At 60.9% G+C, this 21,113-nt stretch carries 17 protein-coding genes; 11 read left to right on the forward strand and 6 right to left on the reverse strand.

Annotated elements, in window-relative coordinates; genetic code table 11:
• Positions 1–5 precede the first annotated feature (5 nt).
• The 5 genes from hslU to WHX55_RS01875 all read right to left on the reverse strand — a co-directional run bounded on the left by hslU (position 6) and on the right by WHX55_RS01875 (position 6,990).
• Positions 6–1,343: an HslU--HslV peptidase ATPase subunit gene (gene hslU / locus WHX55_RS01855; protein ID WP_150726569.1), complete on the reverse strand. Its 1,338-nt coding sequence runs from the start codon at positions 1,341–1,343 to the stop codon at positions 6–8.
• Between the two features lie 55 nt (positions 1,344–1,398).
• Positions 1,399–1,929 carry an ATP-dependent protease subunit HslV gene (gene hslV / locus WHX55_RS01860; protein ID WP_046031180.1) on the reverse strand — a complete coding sequence of 177 codons (531 nt, stop codon included), beginning with the start codon at positions 1,927–1,929 and terminating at the stop codon, positions 1,399–1,401.
• 230 nt (positions 1,930–2,159) lie between these two features.
• Positions 2,160–2,867: an SPOR domain-containing protein gene (locus tag WHX55_RS01865; protein WP_353741921.1), complete on the reverse strand. Its 708-nt coding sequence runs from the start codon at positions 2,865–2,867 to the stop codon at positions 2,160–2,162.
• Position 2,868: 1 nt separating this feature from the next.
• A complete protein-coding gene (gene argS, locus WHX55_RS01870; RefSeq protein WP_150726571.1) occupies positions 2,869–4,605 on the reverse strand; it encodes an arginine--tRNA ligase in 1,737 nt (578 codons plus the stop codon).
• A 165-nt stretch (positions 4,606–4,770) separates the two neighbouring features.
• Positions 4,771–6,990, reverse strand: coding sequence for a primosomal protein N' (locus WHX55_RS01875; RefSeq protein ID WP_150754719.1), 2,220 nt, complete (start codon positions 6,988–6,990; stop codon positions 4,771–4,773).
• 286 nt (positions 6,991–7,276) lie between these two features.
• Between WHX55_RS01875 and rpmE the strand changes: the two genes are divergently transcribed.
• The 3 genes from rpmE (at position 7,277) to WHX55_RS01890 (ending at position 9,773) form a co-directional block, all read left to right on the forward strand.
• Positions 7,277–7,507, forward strand: coding sequence for a 50S ribosomal protein L31 (gene rpmE / locus WHX55_RS01880; protein ID WP_053153366.1), 231 nt, complete (start codon positions 7,277–7,279; stop codon positions 7,505–7,507).
• A 14-nt stretch (positions 7,508–7,521) separates the two neighbouring features.
• Positions 7,522–8,322 (forward strand): thermonuclease family protein, encoded by an 801-nt coding sequence (locus tag WHX55_RS01885; RefSeq protein WP_353741922.1) that lies wholly within the window; start codon positions 7,522–7,524, stop codon positions 8,320–8,322.
• 182 nt (positions 8,323–8,504) lie between these two features.
• The gene (locus WHX55_RS01890) at positions 8,505–9,773 is read left to right on the forward strand and encodes a malic enzyme-like NAD(P)-binding protein (RefSeq protein ID WP_056725708.1); all 1,269 of its coding nucleotides are present in this window, start codon (positions 8,505–8,507) and stop codon (positions 9,771–9,773) included.
• 234 nt (positions 9,774–10,007) lie between these two features.
• On the opposite strand, the gene WHX55_RS01895 is transcribed toward WHX55_RS01890, so the two are convergent.
• The gene (locus WHX55_RS01895; RefSeq protein ID WP_150754721.1) at positions 10,008–12,449 is read right to left on the reverse strand and encodes a penicillin-binding protein 1A; all 2,442 of its coding nucleotides are present in this window, start codon (positions 12,447–12,449) and stop codon (positions 10,008–10,010) included.
• Positions 12,450–12,663: 214 nt separating this feature from the next.
• Between WHX55_RS01895 and WHX55_RS01900 the strand changes: the two genes are divergently transcribed.
• From WHX55_RS01900 to WHX55_RS01935, 8 genes are all read left to right on the forward strand, one after another.
• Entirely contained in the window at positions 12,664–13,728 is a 1,065-nt protein-coding gene (locus tag WHX55_RS01900) for a pilus assembly protein PilM (RefSeq protein ID WP_353741923.1), read from the forward strand.
• Positions 13,728–14,294 carry a PilN domain-containing protein gene (locus WHX55_RS01905; RefSeq protein WP_150756786.1) on the forward strand — a complete coding sequence of 189 codons (567 nt, stop codon included), beginning with the start codon at positions 13,728–13,730 and terminating at the stop codon, positions 14,292–14,294. Before WHX55_RS01900 ends, WHX55_RS01905 begins: the two co-directional genes overlap by 1 nt.
• A complete protein-coding gene (pilO, locus tag WHX55_RS01910) occupies positions 14,291–14,914 on the forward strand; it encodes a type 4a pilus biogenesis protein PilO (RefSeq protein ID WP_150756785.1) in 624 nt (207 codons plus the stop codon). The genes WHX55_RS01905 and pilO overlap by 4 nt, the downstream gene beginning before the upstream one ends.
• Positions 14,911–15,438 (forward strand): pilus assembly protein PilP, encoded by a 528-nt coding sequence (locus WHX55_RS01915; RefSeq protein WP_353741924.1) that lies wholly within the window; start codon positions 14,911–14,913, stop codon positions 15,436–15,438. The genes pilO and WHX55_RS01915 overlap by 4 nt, the downstream gene beginning before the upstream one ends.
• Before the next feature lie 13 nt (positions 15,439–15,451).
• Complete coding sequence (gene pilQ, locus WHX55_RS01920) at positions 15,452–17,521, forward strand: type IV pilus secretin PilQ (RefSeq protein ID WP_353741925.1); 2,070 nt, start codon at positions 15,452–15,454, stop codon at positions 17,519–17,521.
• A 4-nt stretch (positions 17,522–17,525) separates the two neighbouring features.
• Entirely contained in the window at positions 17,526–18,044 is a 519-nt protein-coding gene (aroK, locus tag WHX55_RS01925; protein WP_045061936.1) for a shikimate kinase AroK, read from the forward strand.
• A gap of 151 nt (positions 18,045–18,195) precedes the next feature.
• Positions 18,196–19,296, forward strand: a complete 1,101-nt coding sequence (gene aroB / locus WHX55_RS01930) for a 3-dehydroquinate synthase (RefSeq protein ID WP_095942362.1) — start codon at positions 18,196–18,198, stop codon at positions 19,294–19,296.
• 10 nt (positions 19,297–19,306) lie between these two features.
• The gene (locus WHX55_RS01935) at positions 19,307–20,896 is read left to right on the forward strand and encodes an AAA family ATPase (protein WP_223457617.1); all 1,590 of its coding nucleotides are present in this window, start codon (positions 19,307–19,309) and stop codon (positions 20,894–20,896) included.
• Positions 20,897–21,113 lie beyond the last annotated feature (217 nt).

A 21,113-nucleotide genomic window follows, 5' to 3' on the forward strand; every position in this document is an offset into this window, starting at 1 on the left:
GTTGCTTACAGGATATAACGGGACAGGTCTTCGTTCTGCGCCAATTCGCCCAGGTGGCTGTTGACGTAGTCGGCGTCGATCTGGATCACCTTGTCGTCATGGACGCTGGCCAGGTCGCCGGCGCTGAACGACACCTCTTCGAGCAGGCGCTCGAGCAGGGTGTGCAGGCGACGGGCACCGATGTTTTCGGTTTTCTCGTTGACCTGCCAGGCGATCTCCGCGATGCGCTTGATCCCGCTCGGCTGGAACTCGATGCCCAGGCCTTCGGTTTTCAGCAGGGCGCAATATTGCTCGGTGAGCGAAGCGTGAGGCTCGCTGAGGATGCGTTCGAAGTCTTCCGGGGTCAGGGCCTTGAGTTCGACACGAATCGGCAGGCGGCCTTGCAGCTCGGGCACCAGGTCGCTCGGCTTGCTCAGGTGAAAGGCACCGGAAGCAATGAACAGGATGTGGTCGGTCTTGACCATGCCCAGCTTGGTGTTGACGGTGCAGCCTTCGATCAGCGGCAGCAGGTCGCGCTGCACGCCTTCACGGGACACATCGACGCCACCGGAATTGCCGCGCTTGGCCACCTTGTCGATTTCGTCGATGAACACGATGCCGTGCTGCTCGACCGCTTCCAGGGCCTTGGCCTTCAACTCTTCATCGTTGACCAGGCGGCTGGCTTCTTCGTCGCGTACCAGCTTGAGCGCTTCCTTGACCTTGAGCTTGCGGGCTTTCTTCTTGCCCTTGCCCATGTTGGCAAACAGGCTTTGCAGCTGGTTGGTCATTTCTTCCATGCCCGGTGGCGCGGAGATATCGACGCCGGCCATTTCGGCGACCTCGATTTCGATCTCCTTGTCATCCAGCTGACCTTCGCGCAGGCGCTTGCGGAACAGCTGGCGGGTGTTGGAGTCGGCAGTCGGGGCGTCGTCGTTGCTGAAACCCATGCGCGCCGGTGGCAGCAGGGCGTCGAGGATGCGCTCTTCGGCGGCGTCTTCGGCGCGGTGGCGAACCTTGACGATTTCCTGCTCGCGCAACAGCTTGATCGCGGCATCGGCCAGGTCACGAATGATCGATTCGACGTCGCGGCCGACATAGCCGACTTCGGTGAACTTGGTCGCTTCGACCTTGATGAACGGCGCATTGGCCAGTTTTGCCAGGCGACGGGCGATCTCGGTTTTACCGACACCGGTCGGGCCGATCATCAGGATGTTCTTGGGTGTTACTTCAACACGCAGCTCTTCTGGCAGCTGCATGCGGCGCCAGCGGTTGCGCAGGGCAATGGCGACGGCGCGCTTGGCATCGTCCTGGCCGATGATATGGCGATTGAGTTCGTGGACGATTTCACGGGGAGTCATGGACATAGTATTTAGCGGACCTCAAGCAAGAATGAGCCGTGGCGCGATGGCCAACACGGGCTTACTCGGCGCAGTCCTGCTCCTCAATGGTCTGGGTGTGGTTGGTGAATACGCAGATGTCGGCGGCGATGCCGAGGGCGGTTTCGACGATTTCCCGGGCTGACAGGTCGGTTTTCTTCAGCAGCGCGCTGGCAGCAGCCTGGGCGTAACCGCCGCCGGAACCCATGGCGATCAGGCCTTCTTCGGGTTCAACCACATCGCCGTTGCCGGTGATGATCAGGGAGGCGTCTTTGTTGGCTACCGCGAGCATGGCTTCGAGGCGGCTCAGGGAGCGGTCGGTGCGCCATTCTTTGGCGAGTTCGACGGCGGCGCGCACCAGGTGACCCTGGTGTTTTTCAAGCTGGCCTTCGAAACGTTCGAAGAGGGTAAAGGCGTCAGCGGTGGCACCGGCAAAACCGGCGATGACCTGACCGTGGTACAGGCGGCGAACTTTTTTCGCGTTGCCTTTCATCACGGTATTACCAAGGGAAACCTGGCCGTCGCCGCCCATGACGACTTTGCCGTGGCGGCGAACTGAAACGATGGTGGTCAAGGGAAGAGTCTCCACGCAGCGGGGCGAAAATGCCTTATGCCCATTCATATGGGGGTGGTGGAGAGGATTTCAACTGTAGGAAGGGAGAGAGGACGAGTGGTGTGAGTCAGATGGGGCTGTGGTGTTTGTCAGGGCCCCTTCGCGAGCAAGCCCGCTCCCACATTGGAATGCGGTCGAATGTGGGAGCGGGCTTGCTCGCGAAGAACGATAACGCGGTGATCCTGAAGGAGTCAGCGGCTTTGGCGTTGTTGTAACAGCAAGTTGCTGAAGCCGGCGCCCGCCAGTTGTTTCTGCGCAGTGGTCAGTTGTTCGCGGTTGCTGAACGGTCCGACCAATACCCGATACCAGGTTTCGTCCTTCACCGTTCCGGACTCAACCGAGACAGCCTGGCCCAACAAGATGATCTGCGCCCGCACCTTATCCGCATCAGTCTCTTTGCGGAACGAGCCAGCCTGCAGGAAAAACTTCGTCACAGGCGCAGCCTTGATCGGTGGCGCAGGAGGCGGAGTAATCCCGGCCAAAGCAGCCTGGGCGCGAGCCGTGTCGATCTTCGCCGCTTCGGCCGGGGTGACCGGCGTTGTCGGGATGGCCGGTACTTGCGGCGTCGGCAGGGTTTTTTCCGGCACGGCATCTGGCGGCACGATGACTTCCGATTCCGGCAGCAAGGTATAGAAGTCGTACTTCGGCTTCACCGGTTGCGTAGGGCTCGGCGGGGTCTTGTTGGCCTCGGCGATCTTGCTGGCTTTCTGCTGTTGCTCGACTTTTTCACGCTTGACCGTGTCGCTGCCCTTGCCCGGCTCCAGTTTCATCAAAAACACCAGGAAGGCGCCGACCGTGAGGCCGATGACCATCCACAGCCAACCCGGAATCGGTTGCTTTGCAGGAGCTTGGTAACGGCTGGCGCCACGCTTGGGTGCAGGTTTTTTCTTGGCAGCCAACTTACATACGCTCCAGAGTTTCCAGGCCCAAGAGTTCCAGGCCTTGCTTGAGAGTGCGTCCGGTCAGCGCGGCGAGGCGCAGGCGGCTCTGCATTTGTGCCGGGGTATCGGCGGCGAGGATCGGGCAGTTCTCGTAGAAGCTGGAGAACAGGCCGGCGACGTCGTACAGGTAGGTGCAGAGGATGTGCGGGGTGCCTTTTTCGGACACGTTGTTCAGGATCTCGCCAAACTGCGCGAGCTTCGCCGCCAGTTCGTGTTCGTGCGCCGCTTCGAGAACGATCTGGCCGTCGACTTCGCTGAAGTCCTTGCCGAGCTTGCGGAACACGCCGGCCACGCGGGTGTAGGCATACAGCAGGTACGGCGCGGTGTTGCCTTCGAAGTTGAGCATCAGGTCGAAGTTGAAGCTGTAGTCGCTGGTGCGGTGCTTGGACAGGTCCGCGTATTTCACCGCGCCGATGCCCACCACCTTGGCAATGTTGCGCAACTCGGCTTCGGCAAGTGTAGGGTTCTTGTCCTTGACCAGGGTGTAGGCGCGCTCCTGGGCTTCGGTCAGCAGGTCGATCAGCTTCACGGTGCCGCCATCACGGGTCTTGAACGGACGGCCGTCAGCGCCGTTCATGGTGCCGAAGCCCATGTGTTCCATTTCCATCGGATGGGTCACGAAACCGGCCTTGCGCGCCACGGCGAACACTTGCTGGAAGTGCAGGGCCTGACGCTGGTCGACGAAGTACAGCGCGCGATCGGCTTTGAGCTTGCCGCTGCGGTAGCGCACGGCCGCCAGGTCGGTGGTGGCGTAGAGGTAGCCGCCGTCGGCCTTGACGATGATCACCGGCAGCGGGTCGCCGTCGGCGTTCTTGAACTCGTCGAGGAACACGCACTGGGCGCCGTTGCTCTCGACCAGCATGCCTGCGGCCTTCAAGTCGTTGACCACGTTGATCAGATCGTCGTTGTAGGCGCTTTCGCCCATCACGTCGGCCATGGTCAGTTTGACGTTGAGCAGTTCGTAGATCTTCTGGCAGTGGGACAGCGAGATGTCCTTGAACTTGGTCCACAGCGCCAGGCAATCGGCGTCGCCGGCCTGTAACTTGACCACCAGGCCACGGGCGCGGTCGGCGAACTCTGCGGATTCGTCGAAGCGTTGCTTGGCGGCGCGGTAGAAGTTCTCCAGGTCCGACAGCTCGTCGCTGGTGATCGGGTTTTCCTGCAGGTAAGCCATCAGCATGCCGAACTGGGTGCCCCAGTCGCCGACGTGGTTCTGACGGATCACGGTGTCGCCGAGGAATTCCAGCACACGGGCCACGCCGTCGCCGATGATGGTCGAGCGCAGGTGGCCGACGTGCATCTCCTTGGCCAGGTTCGGCGCCGACAGGTCGACCACGGTACGCTGCACCGGACCGGCCTTGCGCACACCGATGTGGGCGTCGGCCAGGGCGGCGTCCAGGCGGGTCGCCAGGGCGTCGGTGTTCTGGAAGAAGTTCAGGAAGCCCGGGCCGGCGATTTCGGTCTTGGCGACATTTTCGTCAGCCGGCAGCGCGGCGATGATTTTTTCCGCCAGGTCGCGGGGCTTCATGCCGGCCGGCTTGGCCAGCATCATGGCGATGTTGCTGGCGAAATCGCCGTTCTTCTTGTCGCGGGAGTTTTCCACCTGGATCGCCGGCGACAGGCCTTCAGGCAACACACCTTCGTTGACGAGTTGGGTGATGGCTTGTTGGATCAGCTGGCGAATGGTGTCTTTCATGGTCTTCTCTTTCGACCGCAGGCGCGGCGGCGCATCATGCGCTGGTGGAAAAACTGGGCATTATCCGTTGCGAAGACGGGCTTGCCAACCTTAGCAGGCAGGATGTGGATGTGTGGTGACAATTTGGCCGCTTTCGCGAGCAGGCTCGCGAAGGCGATCTTCAGATCAATACAAATCGACGGGATCTACATCCAAAGACCAGCGCACCGCCCGCCCGCTCGGCATCTGCTCCAGTACCAGCAACCAACTGGCCAGCAATCGATGCAAGGGTGCCCGCGCCGTAGCCTGTACCAACAGTTGCGCACGATAACGCCCGGCCCGGCGCTCCATCGGTGCCGGGACTGGTCCCAATAACTCGATCCCGGTCAGATTCTGTTCGCCCAGCAAACGCTCCGCCTCGCTGCAAGCCTCATCCAGGAAGCCCTCGGCCTGCCCCGGTTTATGCGCCTCGGCCCGCAGCAGCGCCAAGTGCGCAAACGGCGGCAACCCGGCCGCGCGGCGTTCGCTCAAGGCCTGTTCGGCGAAGGCGAAATAGCCCTGTTCGGTCAACTGCACCAGCAGCGGGTGGTCGGCCAGGTGCGTCTGGATAATCACCTTGCCCGGCTCTTCGGCGCGGCCTGCGCGGCCAGCGACCTGCACGATCAGTTGAGCCATGCGCTCGCTGGCGCGGAAGTCGCCGGAGAACAGGCCGCCGTCGGCGTCGAGGATCGACACCAGTGTCACCCGTGGAAAGTGGTGACCTTTGGCAAGCATCTGCGTGCCGATCAGGATGCACGGCTGGCCTTTTTGAATGGTCGCGAACAGCTGGTTCATCGCGTCCTTGCGCGATGTGCTGTCGCGGTCGACCCGCAGCACCGGATAGTCCGGGAAAAGAATCGCCAGGCGCTCCTCGGCCCGTTCGGTGCCGGCGCCAACGGGGCGCAGATCGACCTTGTTGCACTTCGGGCACTGACGCGGCACGCGTTCGACGTAGCCGCAATGGTGGCAGCGCAGCTCGCCGTGACGCTGATGCACGGTCATCCGCGCGTCACAGCGCTGGCACTCGGACATCCAGCCACAGTCATGGCACAGCAGGGTCGGGGCGAAGCCGCGGCGGTTGAGGAACACCAGGACTTGTTGTCCGGCGGCCAGGGTCTGGCCGATGGCTTGTTGCATCGGCCCGGAAATGCCGCTGTCCAGCGGGCGGCTTTTGACATCCAGACGCAGGAAGCGCGGCTGTTTGGCGCCGCCGGCGCGCTCGTTCAAGCGCAGCAGCCCATAGCGGCCGGTGTAGGCGTTGTGCAGGCTTTCCAGCGAAGGGGTGGCGGAGCCGAGGACAATCGGGATGTTTTCCTGTCGAGCCCGCACCAATGCCAGGTCGCGAGCGTGGTAGCGCAAGCCTTCCTGCTGTTTATAGGAACCGTCGTGTTCTTCGTCGATGATGATCAGGCCGGGGTTCTTCATCGGTGTGAACAGGGCCGAGCGGGTGCCGATGATGATATCGGCCTCACCGTCCCGGGCGGCCAGCCAGGCCTCGAGGCGTTCGCGGTCATTGACCGCCGAATGGATCAGCGCGATACGGGCATTGAAACGCTGTTCGAAGCGCGCCAGGGTCTGCGGGCCGAGGTTGATTTCCGGGATCAGCACCAGCGCCTGCTTGCCGGCCTCGAGGGTTTCGCGGATCAACTGTAGATAGACTTCGGTCTTGCCGCTGCCGGTGACGCCGGCCAGCAGGAACGCGTGATAACTGTCGAAGCCGGCGCGAATCGCCTCATAGGCGGCGCGTTGCTCCGGGTTCAGCGGGAGTTCCGGTTGCGCCAGCCAGTGTTCGTGGCGTGCACCCGGGGCCTGCCGGCGGATCTCGACCTGCACCAGATCCTTGGCCAGCAGCAAATCCAGGCTGTCCTTGCTCAGCATCAGTTTGCTCAGCAATTGATGGGCGACGCCGTGGGGATGCTGGGCCAGCGTGGCCAGGGCTTCGCGCTGGCGCGGGGCGCGGGCGATGCGCGGATCATCGAGGCTGGCCCCCGGCGCGGCGGACCAGAAACGCTCCTGGCGCGCTTCGGCCAGCTCGCCCTGGCGCAGCAGCACCGGCAGCGCCCAGCTCAAGGTGTCGCCGAGGCTGTGCTGGTAATACTGGGAGGTCCACAGGCACAGCTTGAACAGCGCCTGTGGCAGCGGTGGCGTAGCGTCGAGCAGGGCCAGGGCCGGCTTGAGCTTCTCGGCCGGGACTTCGCTGGTGTTGGTGACTTCCACCAGAATACCGATCATCTCGCGCCGGCCGAACGGTACCCGCAGGCGCATGCCGGGGTGCAGCTGGGTGCGCAGGACGCCGGCCGGAGCGCGGTAGTCGAACAGGCGGCGCAGCGGCGAAGGCAGGGCGAGGCGCAAAATGGCGTCGGGCACGCGGGGGATCTCGATCAACAAACAATAGGGGGCGTGACATATAACCTGTAGGAGTGAGCCTGCTCGCGATAGCAATCTAGCAGTCAACATTGCGGCGACTGGCAGACCGCTATCGCGAGCAGGCTCACTCCTACAGGGGATCGCGTATTGGGGCGGGAGCCTAGCAGACGACCGGTTTGAGGGACAGCTTGCGTGATTGGCATTGTCTGGTAGAATCCGCGGCCTAATTACGTGCGGTATTCAACAATAGTGTTGGGTGGCGGCACGCTAGCCTGAGGAAGACACCATGAAAGCTGATATCCATCCAGAATACCCAGCAGTTGCTGTTACCTGCAGCTGCGGCAACAAGTTCGAAACCCGTTCGACCTTCGGCAAAGCCCTGGCGATCGACGTTTGCAACGAATGCCACCCGTTCTACACCGGTAAGCAGAAGACTCTGGACACTGGCGGCCGCGTTCAGCGCTTCGCCGACCGTTTCGGTGCTTTCGGCAAGAAAGCTCCAGCTGCTGCAGAGTAAGGTTAAAAAGCCTTATGGGCTTTTCCTTGCTGTTAAAAAAGGCGTCCCTTGCGGGCGCCTTTTTTGTGTCCGCGATTTGGCTCTCCGGCGCCCAGGCTTTCTGCCCGGCACCCGAGGGGCTGGCCTCTGTCGCCGTGGAGCGGGTGGTCGATGGCGACACTCTGCGCCTGGACGATGGCCGCAACGTGCGCATGATCGGCCTTAATACGCCGGAGCTGGGCAAGAAGGGCCGTTCCGACGAACCGTTCGCAGTGGCGGCGCGCAAGCGTCTCGAAGCGTTGGTGGCGGCAAGCGACGGGCAGGTCGGTTTGTTGCCCGGTAAAGAAAGCAAGGATCGCTACGGCCGCACCCTGGCCCACGTCTATGGTGCAGATGGCGCTAACCTTGAGGCGCAAATGCTCGCCGAGGGCCTCGGTTTCCTGGTGGCGGTAGCGCCGAATGTCGATCTGGTCGCGTGTCAGCAGGCGGCGGAGCGTAGCGCCCGTCAGGCCGGGCTCGGTGTGTGGCGCCAGTCACCTGTACTGAAGGCGGATCAGATCAGTGCGTCCGGGTTTGCCGTGCTCAGCGGTCGTGTGAGCAAGGTTCAACGCAATCACGGCGGGGTTTGGATCGAGTTGCAGGATTCGGTTGTATTGCGTGTTGCACCCAATCAACTGGCGCGATTCGATATCGCCTCGCTGGAACGCTTGGAAGGCAAGCAGGTCGAGGCGCGCGGCTGGGTCCTGGATCGTTCGCGGCGTGGCGGTCTCAAGGAGGGTCAGGCGCGCTGGATGTTGCCCTTGACCGACCCGGCGATGCTTCAAGTCGTGCAGTGATAAAGAATTGTAGACATTTTTTCTGTCGATTGTGAACAGTCAATCCCTTGTGTTCCGTGGCTCTTGGCCCAAAGTCGTAGGGCCGGGTGCTTGACAGGGGTGACCGGTCAGTCTTGTGGGGACTTTGCGAGGCGCGTATCCTCGCTGACCAGTCTGTCCAACAGTAAAAGCGGAATGCCAAAATGTCTGATCTGAAAACTGCCGCTCTCGAATATCACGCCAATCCTCGTCCAGGGAAGCTGAGTGTCGAGCTCACCAAGGCCACTGCTACCGCTCGCGACCTGTCGCTGGCGTACAGCCCGGGCGTAGCCGAACCAGTACGCGAGATCGCCCGCGATCCTGAACTGGCCTACAAGTACACCGGCAAAGGCAACCTGGTTGCAGTCATTTCCGATGGCACCGCGATTCTCGGCCTGGGTAACCTCGGCCCGCTGGCTTCCAAGCCAGTGATGGAAGGTAAAGGCGTGCTGTTCAAGCGCTTCGCCGGCATCGACGTTTTCGACATCGAAGTCGACTCCGAAAGCCCACAAGCCTTCATCGACACCGTCAAGCGCATCTCCATCACCTTCGGTGGCATCAACCTGGAAGACATCAAGGCACCAGAGTGCTTTGAAATCGAACGCGCTCTGATCGAGCAGTGCGATATCCCGGTATTCCACGATGACCAGCACGGCACCGCTATCGTGACCGCGGCCGGCATGATCAACGCCCTGGAAATCGCTGGCAAAACCCTGCCGGAAGCCAAGATCGTTTGCCTGGGTGCCGGCGCTGCCGCCATCTCCTGCATGAAGTTGCTGGTGAGCATGGGCGCCAACATCGAAAACATCTACATGGTCGACCGTACCGGCGTGATCCACTCCGGCCGTGACGACCTGAACCAGTACAAGGCTGTGTTCGCTCACGCGACCGACAAGCGCACCCTGGCTGACGCCCTGCAAGGCGCTGACGTGTTCGTTGGCCTGTCCGGCCCGAACCTGCTGAGCGCTGAAGGCCTGCTGTCGATGGCGCCTAACCCGATCGTGTTCGCCTGCTCCAACCCGGATCCGGAAATCTCCCCGGAACTGGCGCACGCCACCCGTAACGACGTGATCATGGCCACCGGTCGTTCCGACTACCCGAACCAGGTCAACAACGTACTGGGCTTCCCGTTCATCTTCCGTGGTGCCCTGGACGTTCGCGCCAAGCGCATCAACGAAGAAATGAAAGTGGCTGCGGCCAACGCCCTGCGTGAACTGGCCAAGCTGCCAGTACCTCAGGAAGTGTGTGATGCCTACGGCGGCATCAAGCTGGAATTCGGTCGTGAGTACATCATTCCGAAGCCAATGGATGCCCGTCTGATCACCCTGATCTCCGATGCCGTGGCTAAAGCCGCGATCGAGACCGGTGTGGCGACCCTGCCGTATCCGAAGAACTACCCGCTCAAAAGCGTGGATGATGTGTTCAACGGCTAAGTCGTTGTAGTGCTTCAACGAAAAGCCCCGGCTTGTGAGAGTCGGGGCTTTTTTGTGCCTGAGGGTTTTGGGTTGGCTTTCAGGTTGCTATCGCGAGCAGGCTCGCTCCTACCTTGGAATACGTACTCCCTGTAGGAGCGAGCCTGCTCGCGATGGCGGTGTTACAAGAAACCCGGATATCAAAAAGCCCCGCCTTCCAAAGAAGAGCGGGGCTTTTTGCCTTGCATCATCCAATCAGAACAAATCGATCGGTGCCGCTTCATCCGCTGGAAGCGGGCTGCCAGGTGCCAGGCCGTTGCCCAGTTCGTTCCCCGACGGTGGCGTATCTTCGACCTTGAACAGTTCGAAGTAGGCTCCCGGCGTGCCTGGGCTGGCTGCGCGGCCGCTGATCGGGTCGACTCGCAGGCTGAGGATGCCTTCCGGCTCCTGTTGCGTATGCGGCGGTTTGCCTTTGAGCGCGGCGCCCATGTAGTTCATCCAGATCGGCAGCGCGACGGTGCCACCGAACTCCTTGCGACCCAGGCTTTCCGGCTGATCGAAACCGGTCCACACGGTGGTCACGTAATCGGCGTTGTAACCGGAGAACCAGGCGTCCTTGGATTCGTTGGTCGTACCGGTCTTGCCGGCAATGTCAGGGCGGCCCAAGGCCAGTGCGCGGCGACCGGTACCGAGCTTGATCACGTCCTCAAGCATGCTGTTGAGGATGTACGTGGTGCGCCCGTCAACGATGCGTTCGGCCACGGCGGGAGCTTGTGGCGCCTGCGTAGCGCCCGGGGCTTCGCCTGGCGTTGCGTTGACCGTGAAGGCTTGAGGGGCGGGCACGGCAATGCCATCGCTGGCCGCACCGCCCTGAGGCACGCTCCGCGGGTTGGCGACGAACAGTGTGTCGCCGTTGCGGCTTTCGATCTTGTCGATGATGTACGGGGTGATCTTGTAGCCGCCGTTGGCGAAGGTACTCCAGCCAGTGGCGATTTCCATTGGCGTCAGGGTCGCGGTGCCCAGCGCCAGGGACAGGTTGGGTGGCAGGTCCTGTTTGTTGAAGCCGAAACGCGTGATGTAGTCGATGGTCTTGCCAACGCCCATCGCTTGCAGCAGGCGGATCGATACCAGGTTGCGCGACTTGTACAGCGCTTCACGCAGGCGGATCGGGCCGAGGAAGGTGTTGGTGTCGTTCTTCGGCCGCCAGACCTTGTCCAGGTACTCGTCGACGAACACGATCGGTGCGTCGTTCACCAGGCTGGAGGCGGTGTAGCCGCTATCCAGTGCGGCGGCGTAGACGAAGGGTTTGAAGCTCGAACCCGGCTGGCGCTTGGCCTGCAATGCGCGGTTGTAGTTGCTCTGCTCGAAGGCGAAACCGCCGACCAGCGAACGAATGGCACCGTTCTGTGGGTCCAGGGATACCAGCGCGCCCTGGGCCTGCGGGATCTGGCTGAACTTCAGCGAATTGTCCGGCTGACGCTGCACACGAATCAGATCGCCGACCTGGGCCACGTCCGAGGGTTGTTTCGGGTTGGCGCCCATGCTGTTGGTATTCAGGAACGGCCGGGCCCACTTCATGGTGTCCCAGTTCACGTGTTCCTGGCCGGTGCGGGTCAGCACTTGCAGGCCGTTCTTGTCGACCTGGGTCACGATGGCCGGTTCCAGGCCACTGATGGTGCGTTGTTTGGTCAGTTCGGTGGCCCAGGCTTCGCGAGTCTTGCCCGGCAGCCGCGACTCTGGCCCGCGATAGCCGTGGCGCTGATCGTAGGTCATCAGGCCTTCATGGACCGCAGTGTTGGCCAGTTCCTGGAGGTCGCTCGGCACCGTGGTGGTGACGCGGAAGCCTTCGGTATACGCCTCGCTGCCATAACGCCCGACCATTTCGGCACGGGCCATTTCGGCGATGTACGGGGCGTTCACTTCCGGGGTCGGCACGTGATAGCTGGCGTTCAGCGGCTCGTTGACCGCAGTGTTGTAGTCGGCCTCGCTGATTTTTCCGAGCTTGTACATGCGTCCCAGGATCCAGTCACGACGCTCCTTGCTGCGCGCCGGATTGGCCAGCGGGTTGAAACGCGACGGCGCCTTGGGCAGGCCGGCGATCATCGCCATCTGCGCCAGGCTGACATCGCGGATCGATTTGCCGTAATAGACCTGTGCCGCCGCCTCGATGCCGTAGGCACGGTTACCCAGATAGATCTTGTTGACGTACAGCTCGAGGATCTCGTCCTTGGTCAGTTGCTGTTCGATCTGCAGGGCCAGCAGGATCTCGGTGGTCTTGCGCGAAAAGCTGCGTTCGCTGGTCAGGAAGAAGTTCTTTGCCACCTGCATGGTGATCGTGCTGCCGCCGGACTGGATGTGTCCGCTTTTGATCAGCTGGGTCGCGGCACGCATCAGGCTGCTCGGATCGACGCCGTAGTGGTTGGCGAAATTGTCGTCTTCAGCACTTAGTAACGCATTGATGAAGTTGGGGGGAATGTCGGCGAAACGGATCGGTGTGCGGCGCATTTCGCCGAATTCTGCGATCAACTTGTTATCGCTGCTGTAGACCCGCAAAGGGATCTGCAACTGGATGCTTCTCAGCGCCTCCACGGACGGTAGTCCGGGACTAAGGTAAAGGTACGCCCCGCTCAGACCCAGAAGGAGTCCGCAGAAAACCGCGACGATGGACCAACCGAAAAACTTCAGCAGACGAATCAAGGCTTTTGGATATCCAGGGTAAAAATGAATTGGGCAACAGGGTTCAGGCTAAATGAGAACGACCTGCGCTTGAGCAAATGCGGAAAAAAAACGTTGGGCATTATAAGCATTTTTCTGATCGGGAGCGTCATTGGCGCTGCTGTCAAGACGGGTGGATTGAACGCAATGGATATTGCAGAGTCCGTAACTCACGGAAAGTCATAGGGAATTGGTAGTGCTAGGACTCTTCAACAAAAAATCCAATACGCTCCTGGGAATCGACATCAGCTCTACCTCGGTGAAACTTCTTGAGTTGAGCCGTCAGGGTGAGCGTTTTCGAGTTGAGGCCTATGCGGTCGAGCCGTTGCCGGTCGGCGCGGTGATCGAAAAGAATATCGCTGAGCTTGAAGGCGTGGGGCTGGCCCTCGCGCGCGCGCTGGCCAAGGCCAGAACCGGCCTCAAGAACGTGGCCGTGGCCGTGGCGGGCTCAGCGGTGATCACCAAGACCATCGAGATGGATGCCGGTCTTTCCGAGGACGAGATGGAAAGCCAGTTGAAGATCGAGGCTGATCAGTACATTCCTTATCCCCTGGACGAAGTCGCGATCGACTTTGAAGTCCAGGGCACCTCCGGGCGCAATTCGGAGCGCGTCAACGTGCTGCTCGCCGCTTGTCGCAAGGAAAACGTCGAAGTCCGCGAGGCCGCCCTGGCCCTGGCGGGGCTGACCGCCCGCGTGGTTGATGTGGAGGCCTACGCGCTGGAGCGTTCATTCGAATTGCTGGTCAGTCGGCTCGCGGTTTCCGGGGAGTCTTCGACGGTCGCAGTGGTGGACATCGGCGCCACCATGACCACCCTGAGCGTGCTGCACAACGGGCGGATTATCTACACCCGCGAACAACTGTTCGGCGGTCGGCAGTTGACCGAAGAAATCCAGCGACGCTATGGCCTGACGCTGGAGCAGGCGGGGCTGGCGCAAAAGAAGGGCGGTCTGCCGGATGACTATGCCGCTGAGGTCTTGCAGCCATTTCGAGAGGCGCTTGTGCAGCAGGTGTCGCGCTCGTTGCAATTCTTCTTTGCCTCAGGCCAATACAGCGCCGTTGACCATGTCCTGCTGGCCGGCGGTACCGCGTCGATCCCGGGGCTGGACCGTTTGATCGAGCAGCAATTGGGTACGCCGACCCAGGTCGCGAATCCTTTTTGCGAAATGACTCTGGGCAGCAAGGTCAATAGTGCTGCCCTGGCGAGTGATGCCCCGGCGTTGATGATCGTCTGTGGTTTGGCCCTCAGGAGCTTCGACTGATGGCACGGATCAACCTTTTACCTTGGCGTGAGGAGCGGCGTGAAGTCCGTCGCAAGCGCTTCCTGCTGGTCCTGGTGGCCGTGATGGTGGGCACGATGGGCGCGGTGCTGGTCGCGAACCAGGCCATCAGCGGTGCCATCGACCGGCAGGTCGCCCGTAACGATTACATCGGCAAGCAAGTCGCCGTGGTCGATGAGCGGATCAAGCAGATCAATGATCTCAAGGCGCGCCGCCAGCAACTGGTCGAGCGCATGCGCATCATCCAGGACTTGCAAGGCAATCGCCAAATCAGCGGGCGAATATTTGACCAATTGGCGCGAGCCCTGCCCGACGGCGTGTATTTCACCGAAGTGAAAATGACCGCAAAGACCTTGTCCATCACCGGCGCTGCGCAATCCAACAACCGTGTTTCAGACTTGATGCGCAACCTCGAGGCATCAGACTGGTTCGATGCGCCGAGCCTGACCGAAGTCAAGGCCACAGCTGCCGGCCAGGTGGTGCAGGCCAACGTCTTCCAGTTGACCGTTCGCCAGACTCAGCCCGCAACGCCGGAGGGGGGCAAATGAGTCCGTCCGAATGGTTCGAAGGGCTGCGCAAGATCGACATCAATGATCTGGATACCAGCAACATGGGTTCCTGGCCGCCGGCGATCAAGTTTCTGGTGGCCGGGTTGCTCATGTTTCTGGTGCTGGCCCTGGGCTACAACTTTTCCAGTCGCGACCTTGTGAGCCAGCTCGATCTCAAGCGCGAGGAAGAGTCGACACTCAAGGAACAGTTCGCCGACAAGGCCCGCATGGCGGCGAATCTGGATCTCTACACCCAGCAGTTGAAGGAGATGGAGAACGCCTTCGGCGTGCTGTTGCGGCAACTGCCCGGCGACACCGAAGTGCCCGGCTTGCTGGAAGACATCACGCGTACGGGTCTGGGCAGTGGCCTGGAGTTCGAAGAGATCAAGTTGCTGCCGGAGGTCGCCCAGCCGTTCTACATCGAACTGCCGATCCAGATCACGGTCACCGGGGATTACCACGACCTGGCTACCTTCGTCAGTGGTGTGGCCGGGTTGCCGCGAATCGTCACCTTGCACGATTTCGATCTTGCGCCCGTCAGCCCCGAGGGTGGTCCGAAGCTGCGCTTGACCATCCTCGCCAAGACCTACCGCTACAGCGACAAGGGACAGCATCAATGAGCCCGGCACATTGTTTTTCGGTGGTGGTGTTGCTGTCTGCCCTGTCCGGTTGTGGCGCAGGCGATGACTACACCGATCTGGATGCGTACATGAACGAAATGCGCCTGCATGGGCCGGGGAGGATTGAAACAACGCCGGTATTCCGGTCTTACCCGGCATTCACTTACAACGCGGCGAATCTGCGCAGCCCGTTCTCACCGCAGATCAGCACTGATCTGGCGGCTCAACGCAGGGGCTCACGTAACGTCAAACCCGACCCGGGACGGGTCAGGCAATACCTCGAAGGCTTCAACATCGAGCAGTTTGAAATGGTCGGCACCCTTTCCAATGCAACGGGCTCCTATGCCCTGCTGCGCGGGGCGGGTGGGGTGCACCGGCTGAAAATCGGCGATTACCTGGGGCGTAACGACGGACGGATCGTTGCGATCAGCGGCTCTCAAGTCGATGTGGTTGAAATTGTCCCTGATGGTCAGGGTGCGTGGCTGGAGCGTCCCCGGACCATTTCCTTGAAAGAGCACTCATAGTGGAACTCCAATAATGAACAGGATTCTTTCCACCGTCGGCCTTTCGCTATGGATAGCGTTGTTGTCGCCGATGGTACAAGCGGCCAATCTCAGGGCGCTGGATGTCGCCGCGCTGCCGGGTGACCGTGTCGAGTTGAAGTTGTCGTTCGATGCGCCGCCCCCGGTGCCCCGCGGCTACACGACGGATTCGCCGGCCCGGATTGCCTTGGATTTACCGGGTGTCGCCAGTCAGCTGGCCAGCAAGACTCGCGATCTCGGCAATGGAAATGCCCGCAGTGCGACGGTAGTGGAAGCCCGGGACCGTACGCGGTTGATCATCAACCTGACCCAGCCGGCCCCGTATGAGTCGCGAATTGAAGGCAACAATTTGCTGATAGTTGTCGGGCAAGGGGGTAAACCGTCGACATCCAGGCAGACGGCCACAGCAACGCCGGTTCCGGCACGAGCCGCCGCGACGGCAGGCAAGGTCATTCGGGGTGTGGATTTCCAACGGGGAACCCAGGGCGAAGGCAACGTGGTGATCGACTTGTCGGATCCATCGATTGCGGCCGACATACAAGAGCGCGAGGGCAAGATCATCGTCGGCTTTGCCAAAACCCGATTGCCCGAGCCATTGCGCGTGCGTCTGGACGTGAAAGATTTCGCCACGCCAGTGCAGTTCGTCAATGCCAGCGCGAGCGGCGATCGAGCCACCATCAGCATTGAACCCGGTGGCACGTTCGATTACTCGACCTATCAGACTGACAATAAGCTCACGGTCAGCGTTCGCCCGGCGACGGTCGACGAGCTGCAAAAGCGCAATGCCGGGCAACAGGCCTACAGCGGCGAGAAGCTGTCGCTGAATTTCCAGGACATCGATGTGCGCTCGGTGCTGCAACTGATCGCCGATTTCACCAACCTCAATCTGGTGGCCAGCGACACGGTCCAGGGGGGAATTACCCTGCGCTTGCAGAACGTTCCGTGGGATCAGGCGCTGGATCTGGTGCTGAAAACCAAGGGGCTGGATAAGCGCAAGGTCGGCAATGTCCTGCTTGTTGCGCCGGCCGATGAAATTGCTGCCCGTGAGCGTCAGGAACTCGAATCGCAGAAGCAGATTGCCGATCTGGCGCCGTTGCGTCGGGAGCTGTTGCAGGTCAATTACGCCAAGGCGGCGGACATCGCCAAGCTCTTCCAGTCGGTGACCAGTGCCGAAGCGAAACCCGACGAACGGGGGTCGATCACCGTCGATGAGCGCACCAACAACATCATTGCCTACCAGACCCAGGACCGGCTGGACGAGCTGCGCAGGATCGTCACGCAGCTGGATATCCCGGTGCGTCAGGTGATGATCGAGGCGCGCATTGTCGAAGCCAACGTCGACTATGACAAAAGCCTCGGGGTGCGCTGGGGCGGTTCGATACAGAACAAGGGCAACTGGAATACCTCCGGCGTCAGCAATGGACTCAATGGGTCATCGACCATCGGCACGCCCGGCAGTACCAGCACCAACTCACCGTTCGTCGACATGGGCGTAGCCAACAACACCTCGGGAATCGGCATCGCGTTCATCACCGATAACGTCTTGCTGGACCTGGAGCTGACGGCCATGGAGAAAACCGGTAACGGGGAAATCGTCTCACAGCCCAAGGTGGTCACGTCTGACAAGGAAACCGCGAAAATCCTCAAGGGCACCGAGATTCCCTATCAGGAGGCCAGTTCCAGCGGCGCGACTTCGGTGTCGTTCAAGGAGGCTTCGCTGTCGCTGGAGGTGACGCCGCAGATCACGCCCGACAATCGGATCATTATGGAGGTCAAGGTCACCAAGGACGAACCGGACTTCCTGAACAAGGTCCAGGATGTACCGCCCATCAAGAAAAACGAAGTCAACGCCAAGGTCCTGGTCAACGATGGCGAGACCATCGTCATTGGCGGTGTTTTCTCAAATACTCAGAGCAAGGTTGTAGATAAGGTGCCATTTCTTGGCGATGTGCCGTATCTTGGCCGCCTTTTCCGGCGTGATGTGGTTTCGGAGAAAAAATCCGAGCTGTTGGTATTCCTCACTCCGCGTATCATGAATAATCAGGCGATTGCTGTGAGTCATTGATTCTGTGCGAAATTTGATTCTTGTTGGACCGATGGGTGCTGGAAAAAGCACCATCGGCCGGTTGCTGGCCAAAGAGCTGCGCCTGCCATTCAAAGATTCCGATAAGGAAATTGAATTGCGCACGGGCGCCAATATCCCTTGGATCTTCGATAAAGAAGGCGAACCGGGCTTTCGTGATCGCGAGCAGGCAATGATTGCCGAGCTGTGCGCTTGCGACGGTGTGGTGCTGGCGACAGGCGGGGGCGCGGTCATGCGCGAAGCCAATCGTCGGGCACTGCATGCCGGTGGGCGGGTGGTTTATCTGCATGCGTCGGTCGAGCAGCAGGTAGGCCGCACTTCCCGCGACCGCAATCGGCCATTGTTGCGTACCGCCGACCCGGCCAAGACCCTTCGGGATCTGTTGGCGATCCGCGATCCGCTTTATCGGGAAATTGCCGACCTGGTGGTCGAAACCGATGAGCGCCCGCCACGAATGGTCGTACTCGACATTCTAGAGCGCTTGCAGCAGTTGCCACCCCGTTAAAGCGCCGCGCGAAATGCGCTATCCTCGGCGTCCCGCCATGACCGCTCAAGGTTGTGGCGGATGGCTACCGAACGGCGTCACACCAGCAGAGGCCGTGGATATTCGTTAACTCAAGGCAGAACGCCTGATTCCATCTTCACTGTGGGGACACATGCAGACACTCAAGGTCGATCTAGGCGAGCGCAGCTACCCGATTCATATTGGCGAAGGTTTGTTGGATCAGCCCGAACTGCTGGCCCCGCACATTCGCGGACGGCAAGTAGCGATCATCTCCAACGAGACTGTTGCGCCGCTCTATCTCGAGCGTCTGACCCGCAGCCTGGCGCAGTTCTCGGTGATTTCCGTGGTACTGCCCGACGGCGAAGCCTTCAAGACCTGGGAAACCCTGCAACTGATTTTCGATGGTCTGCTGACCGCCCGGCATGACCGCCGCACCACGGTGATCGCCCTTGGCGGCGGTGTGATCGGTGACATGGCCGGCTTTGCCGCCGCCTGCTACCAGCGCGGCGTCGATTTCATCCAGGTTCCGACCACGCTGCTGTCGCAGGTCGACTCCTCGGTGGGTGGCAAGACCGGGATCAACCATCCGCTGGGCAAGAACATGGTCGGCGCCTTCTATCAGCCGAACGTGGTGCTGATCGATACCGCCAGCCTCAATACCCTGCCGGCGCGCGAACTGTCCGCCGGGCTGGCCGAAGTCATCAAGTACGGGCTGATCTGCGATGAGCCGTTCCTGACCTGGCTCGAAGACAACGTCGACCGCCTGCGCAATCTGGACCAGCAAGCCCTGACCTATGCCATCGAGCGCTCCTGCGCGGCCAAGGCGGCGGTGGTCGGTGCCGATGAGAAAGAGACGGGCGTTCGTGCCACATTGAACCTGGGCCACACGTTTGGCCACGCCATCGAAACCCACATGGGCTATGGTGTATGGCTTCATGGTGAGGCGGTGGCTGCCGGCACCGTAATGGCGCTGGAAATGTCCACGCGACTGGGCTGGATCAGCGAGCAGGAACGTGATCGCGGCATTCGTCTGTTCCAGCGTGCGGGGCTGCCGGTCATTCCGCCGCAAGAGATGACAGAAGCCGATTTCCTCGAACATATGTCCATTGATAAAAAAGTGATCGACGGTCGTTTGCGCCTGGTGCTGCTGCGCCACATGGGTGAAGCGGTGGTGACCGACGATTATCCGAAAGAGGTTCTACAGGCCACGCTGGGGGCAGACTACCGCGCCCTGGCCCAGCTTAAAGGTTAATAAGAACACGATGACTAGTTTGCATGCCGACGAGGCTTTCCTCGGCCATTACCAGTTGAGTCATGACCCTTTTGCTCCACGGGTGCCTGGCTTCAAATTTTTCCCGGCCCAGCGCAAGCCCGTGCTGGGGCAACTGCATCACCTGGCGCGTTATAGCCAGTTGTTGCTGGTGGTCACTGGCCCTCAGGGCAGTGGCAAGACTCTGCTGCGCCAGGCCCTGGTGGCCAGCACCAATAAGCAATCGGTACAGAGTGTGGTGGTTTCCGCCCGTGGTGCCGGTGATGCGGCGGGCATCCTGCGTCAGGTCGCCCAGGCGCTGAACGTGGCCCACGCCGAGATCGACACGATCCTGGGTCAAGTGGTGCAGCTTGCGCTTACCGGTCAGGAAGTCTATTTGCTGGTGGATGATGCCGAGCAGCTCGACGAATCTGCGCTCGAAGCCTTGATGGCCCTGGCTGCTGGTGCGCCGGAAGGGCGACCCCATGTGTTCCTGTTCGGCGAGTCGTCGCTGATCGCTCAGCTTGATGCCTTGCACCTTGAGGAAGAGCGTTTTCACGTCATCGAGTTGCAGCCCTACACCGAAGAAGAGACCCGCGAATATCTGGATCAACGGCTTGAGGGGGCGGGTCGGGGTATCGAACTTTTCACCGCGGATCAGATCTCTGATATTCACGAAAGCTCCGACGGTTGGCCTGGCAACATCAACCAGGTTGCCCGCGATGCAATGATCGAAGCCATGATTGCCAGCCGCTCAGCGGTGAAGCGTCCAAAAATGGGGTTCAATATGCCGAAGAAACACGTATTGGCGATTTCCGCCGTCGTCGTGGTCGCGGTAGCTGCCGCCTGGTTGATGCCGGGTCGCAACAAGGCACCGACCACAGGTGCACCGGCCAACGAACAGGCGCAATTGCCGCTTGGTCAGGGGCAGCCAACAGCAAATGGCGGTGCTCCGGCCGTCGAATTCGCCGGCAACACGCAGCCGATGCCATTGCCGTTGGTCGGTAACTCGCAACCGGTCATGCGCGGTCCGCTGGCTGAAGCCGCGGGTGGCATTACCGAGGGCGACGACGGCGTGCCGGTTGAAGGCTCCAGCGCCACACCGCCGACGGTAACCACCACTGCGCCGCCTGTGGGCGTTCCTGCCGGCCCTGCGCCAACGCCAGCGGCCAAGCCGACGCCTGCGCCAACTCAGGTCGCCACCGCCAAGCCAGCGCCTGCTCCAGTGGCCAAACCTGCTCCAGCCCCAGCCAAGCCAGCCGTTGCTGCGGCGGCCAAGCCTGCCGAGAAACCGGCTCCGGCGGCCAAGGCTGCAGGCGGCACCTGGTACGCCGGTCAGGCACCGGGCAACTACGTGGTGCAAATCCTCGGCACCAGCTCCGAAGCGTCCGCACAAAACTTCGTCAAAGAGCAGGGCGGCGAGTACCGTTACTTCAAGAAAGTCCTCAACGGCAAGCCGCTTTACGTCATCACCTACGGTAACTTCGCCAGCCGCGATGCAGCCGTAACCGCCATCAAGGCCTTGCCAGCGAAGGTTCAGGCTGGTAAACCTTGGCCTCGCACTGTCGCCAGCGTCCAACAGGAACTGGCAACAACTCGCTGAAGATTCGGCGGCCTTACCCAGGCCGCCTCTCCAAGCACCTCAAAATTTCTACAAGTGCGCGCCGCCTTCCGGGCTGCGTGCCTTGTGGTGTCTGCGTCATAGTAGCTTTTGAGTCGTAGCGGTCAAAATTAAAAAAAGTTTTGACTAGCACAGCAGATCGCTTTAAACCTTTCACAAATGCGACATAGATTTGCGACATTTCGTCGTCAAATTTGTG

This window comes from Pseudomonas fluorescens (genome assembly GCF_040448305.1).
Lineage (GTDB): Bacteria > Pseudomonadota > Gammaproteobacteria > Pseudomonadales > Pseudomonadaceae > Aquipseudomonas > Aquipseudomonas fluorescens_BH.

Coding starts and splice junctions, on each gene's coding strand:
- hslU (WP_150726569.1), bottom strand. CDS start 1,343: ATGTCCATGACTCCCCGTGAAATCGTCCACGAACTCAATCGCCATATC.
- argS (WP_150726571.1), bottom strand. CDS start 4,605: ATGAAAGACACCATTCGCCAGCTGATCCAACAAGCCATCACCCAACTC.
- rpmE (WP_053153366.1), top strand. CDS start 7,277: ATGAAAGCTGATATCCATCCAGAATACCCAGCAGTTGCTGTTACCTGC.
- WHX55_RS01885 (WP_353741922.1), top strand. CDS start 7,522: ATGGGCTTTTCCTTGCTGTTAAAAAAGGCGTCCCTTGCGGGCGCCTTT.
- WHX55_RS01890 (WP_056725708.1), top strand. CDS start 8,505: ATGTCTGATCTGAAAACTGCCGCTCTCGAATATCACGCCAATCCTCGT.
- WHX55_RS01905 (WP_150756786.1), top strand. CDS start 13,728: ATGGCACGGATCAACCTTTTACCTTGGCGTGAGGAGCGGCGTGAAGTC.
- pilO (WP_150756785.1), top strand. CDS start 14,291: ATGAGTCCGTCCGAATGGTTCGAAGGGCTGCGCAAGATCGACATCAAT.
- WHX55_RS01915 (WP_353741924.1), top strand. CDS start 14,911: ATGAGCCCGGCACATTGTTTTTCGGTGGTGGTGTTGCTGTCTGCCCTG.
- pilQ (WP_353741925.1), top strand. CDS start 15,452: ATGAACAGGATTCTTTCCACCGTCGGCCTTTCGCTATGGATAGCGTTG.
- aroB (WP_095942362.1), top strand. CDS start 18,196: ATGCAGACACTCAAGGTCGATCTAGGCGAGCGCAGCTACCCGATTCAT.
- WHX55_RS01935 (WP_223457617.1), top strand. CDS start 19,307: ATGACTAGTTTGCATGCCGACGAGGCTTTCCTCGGCCATTACCAGTTG.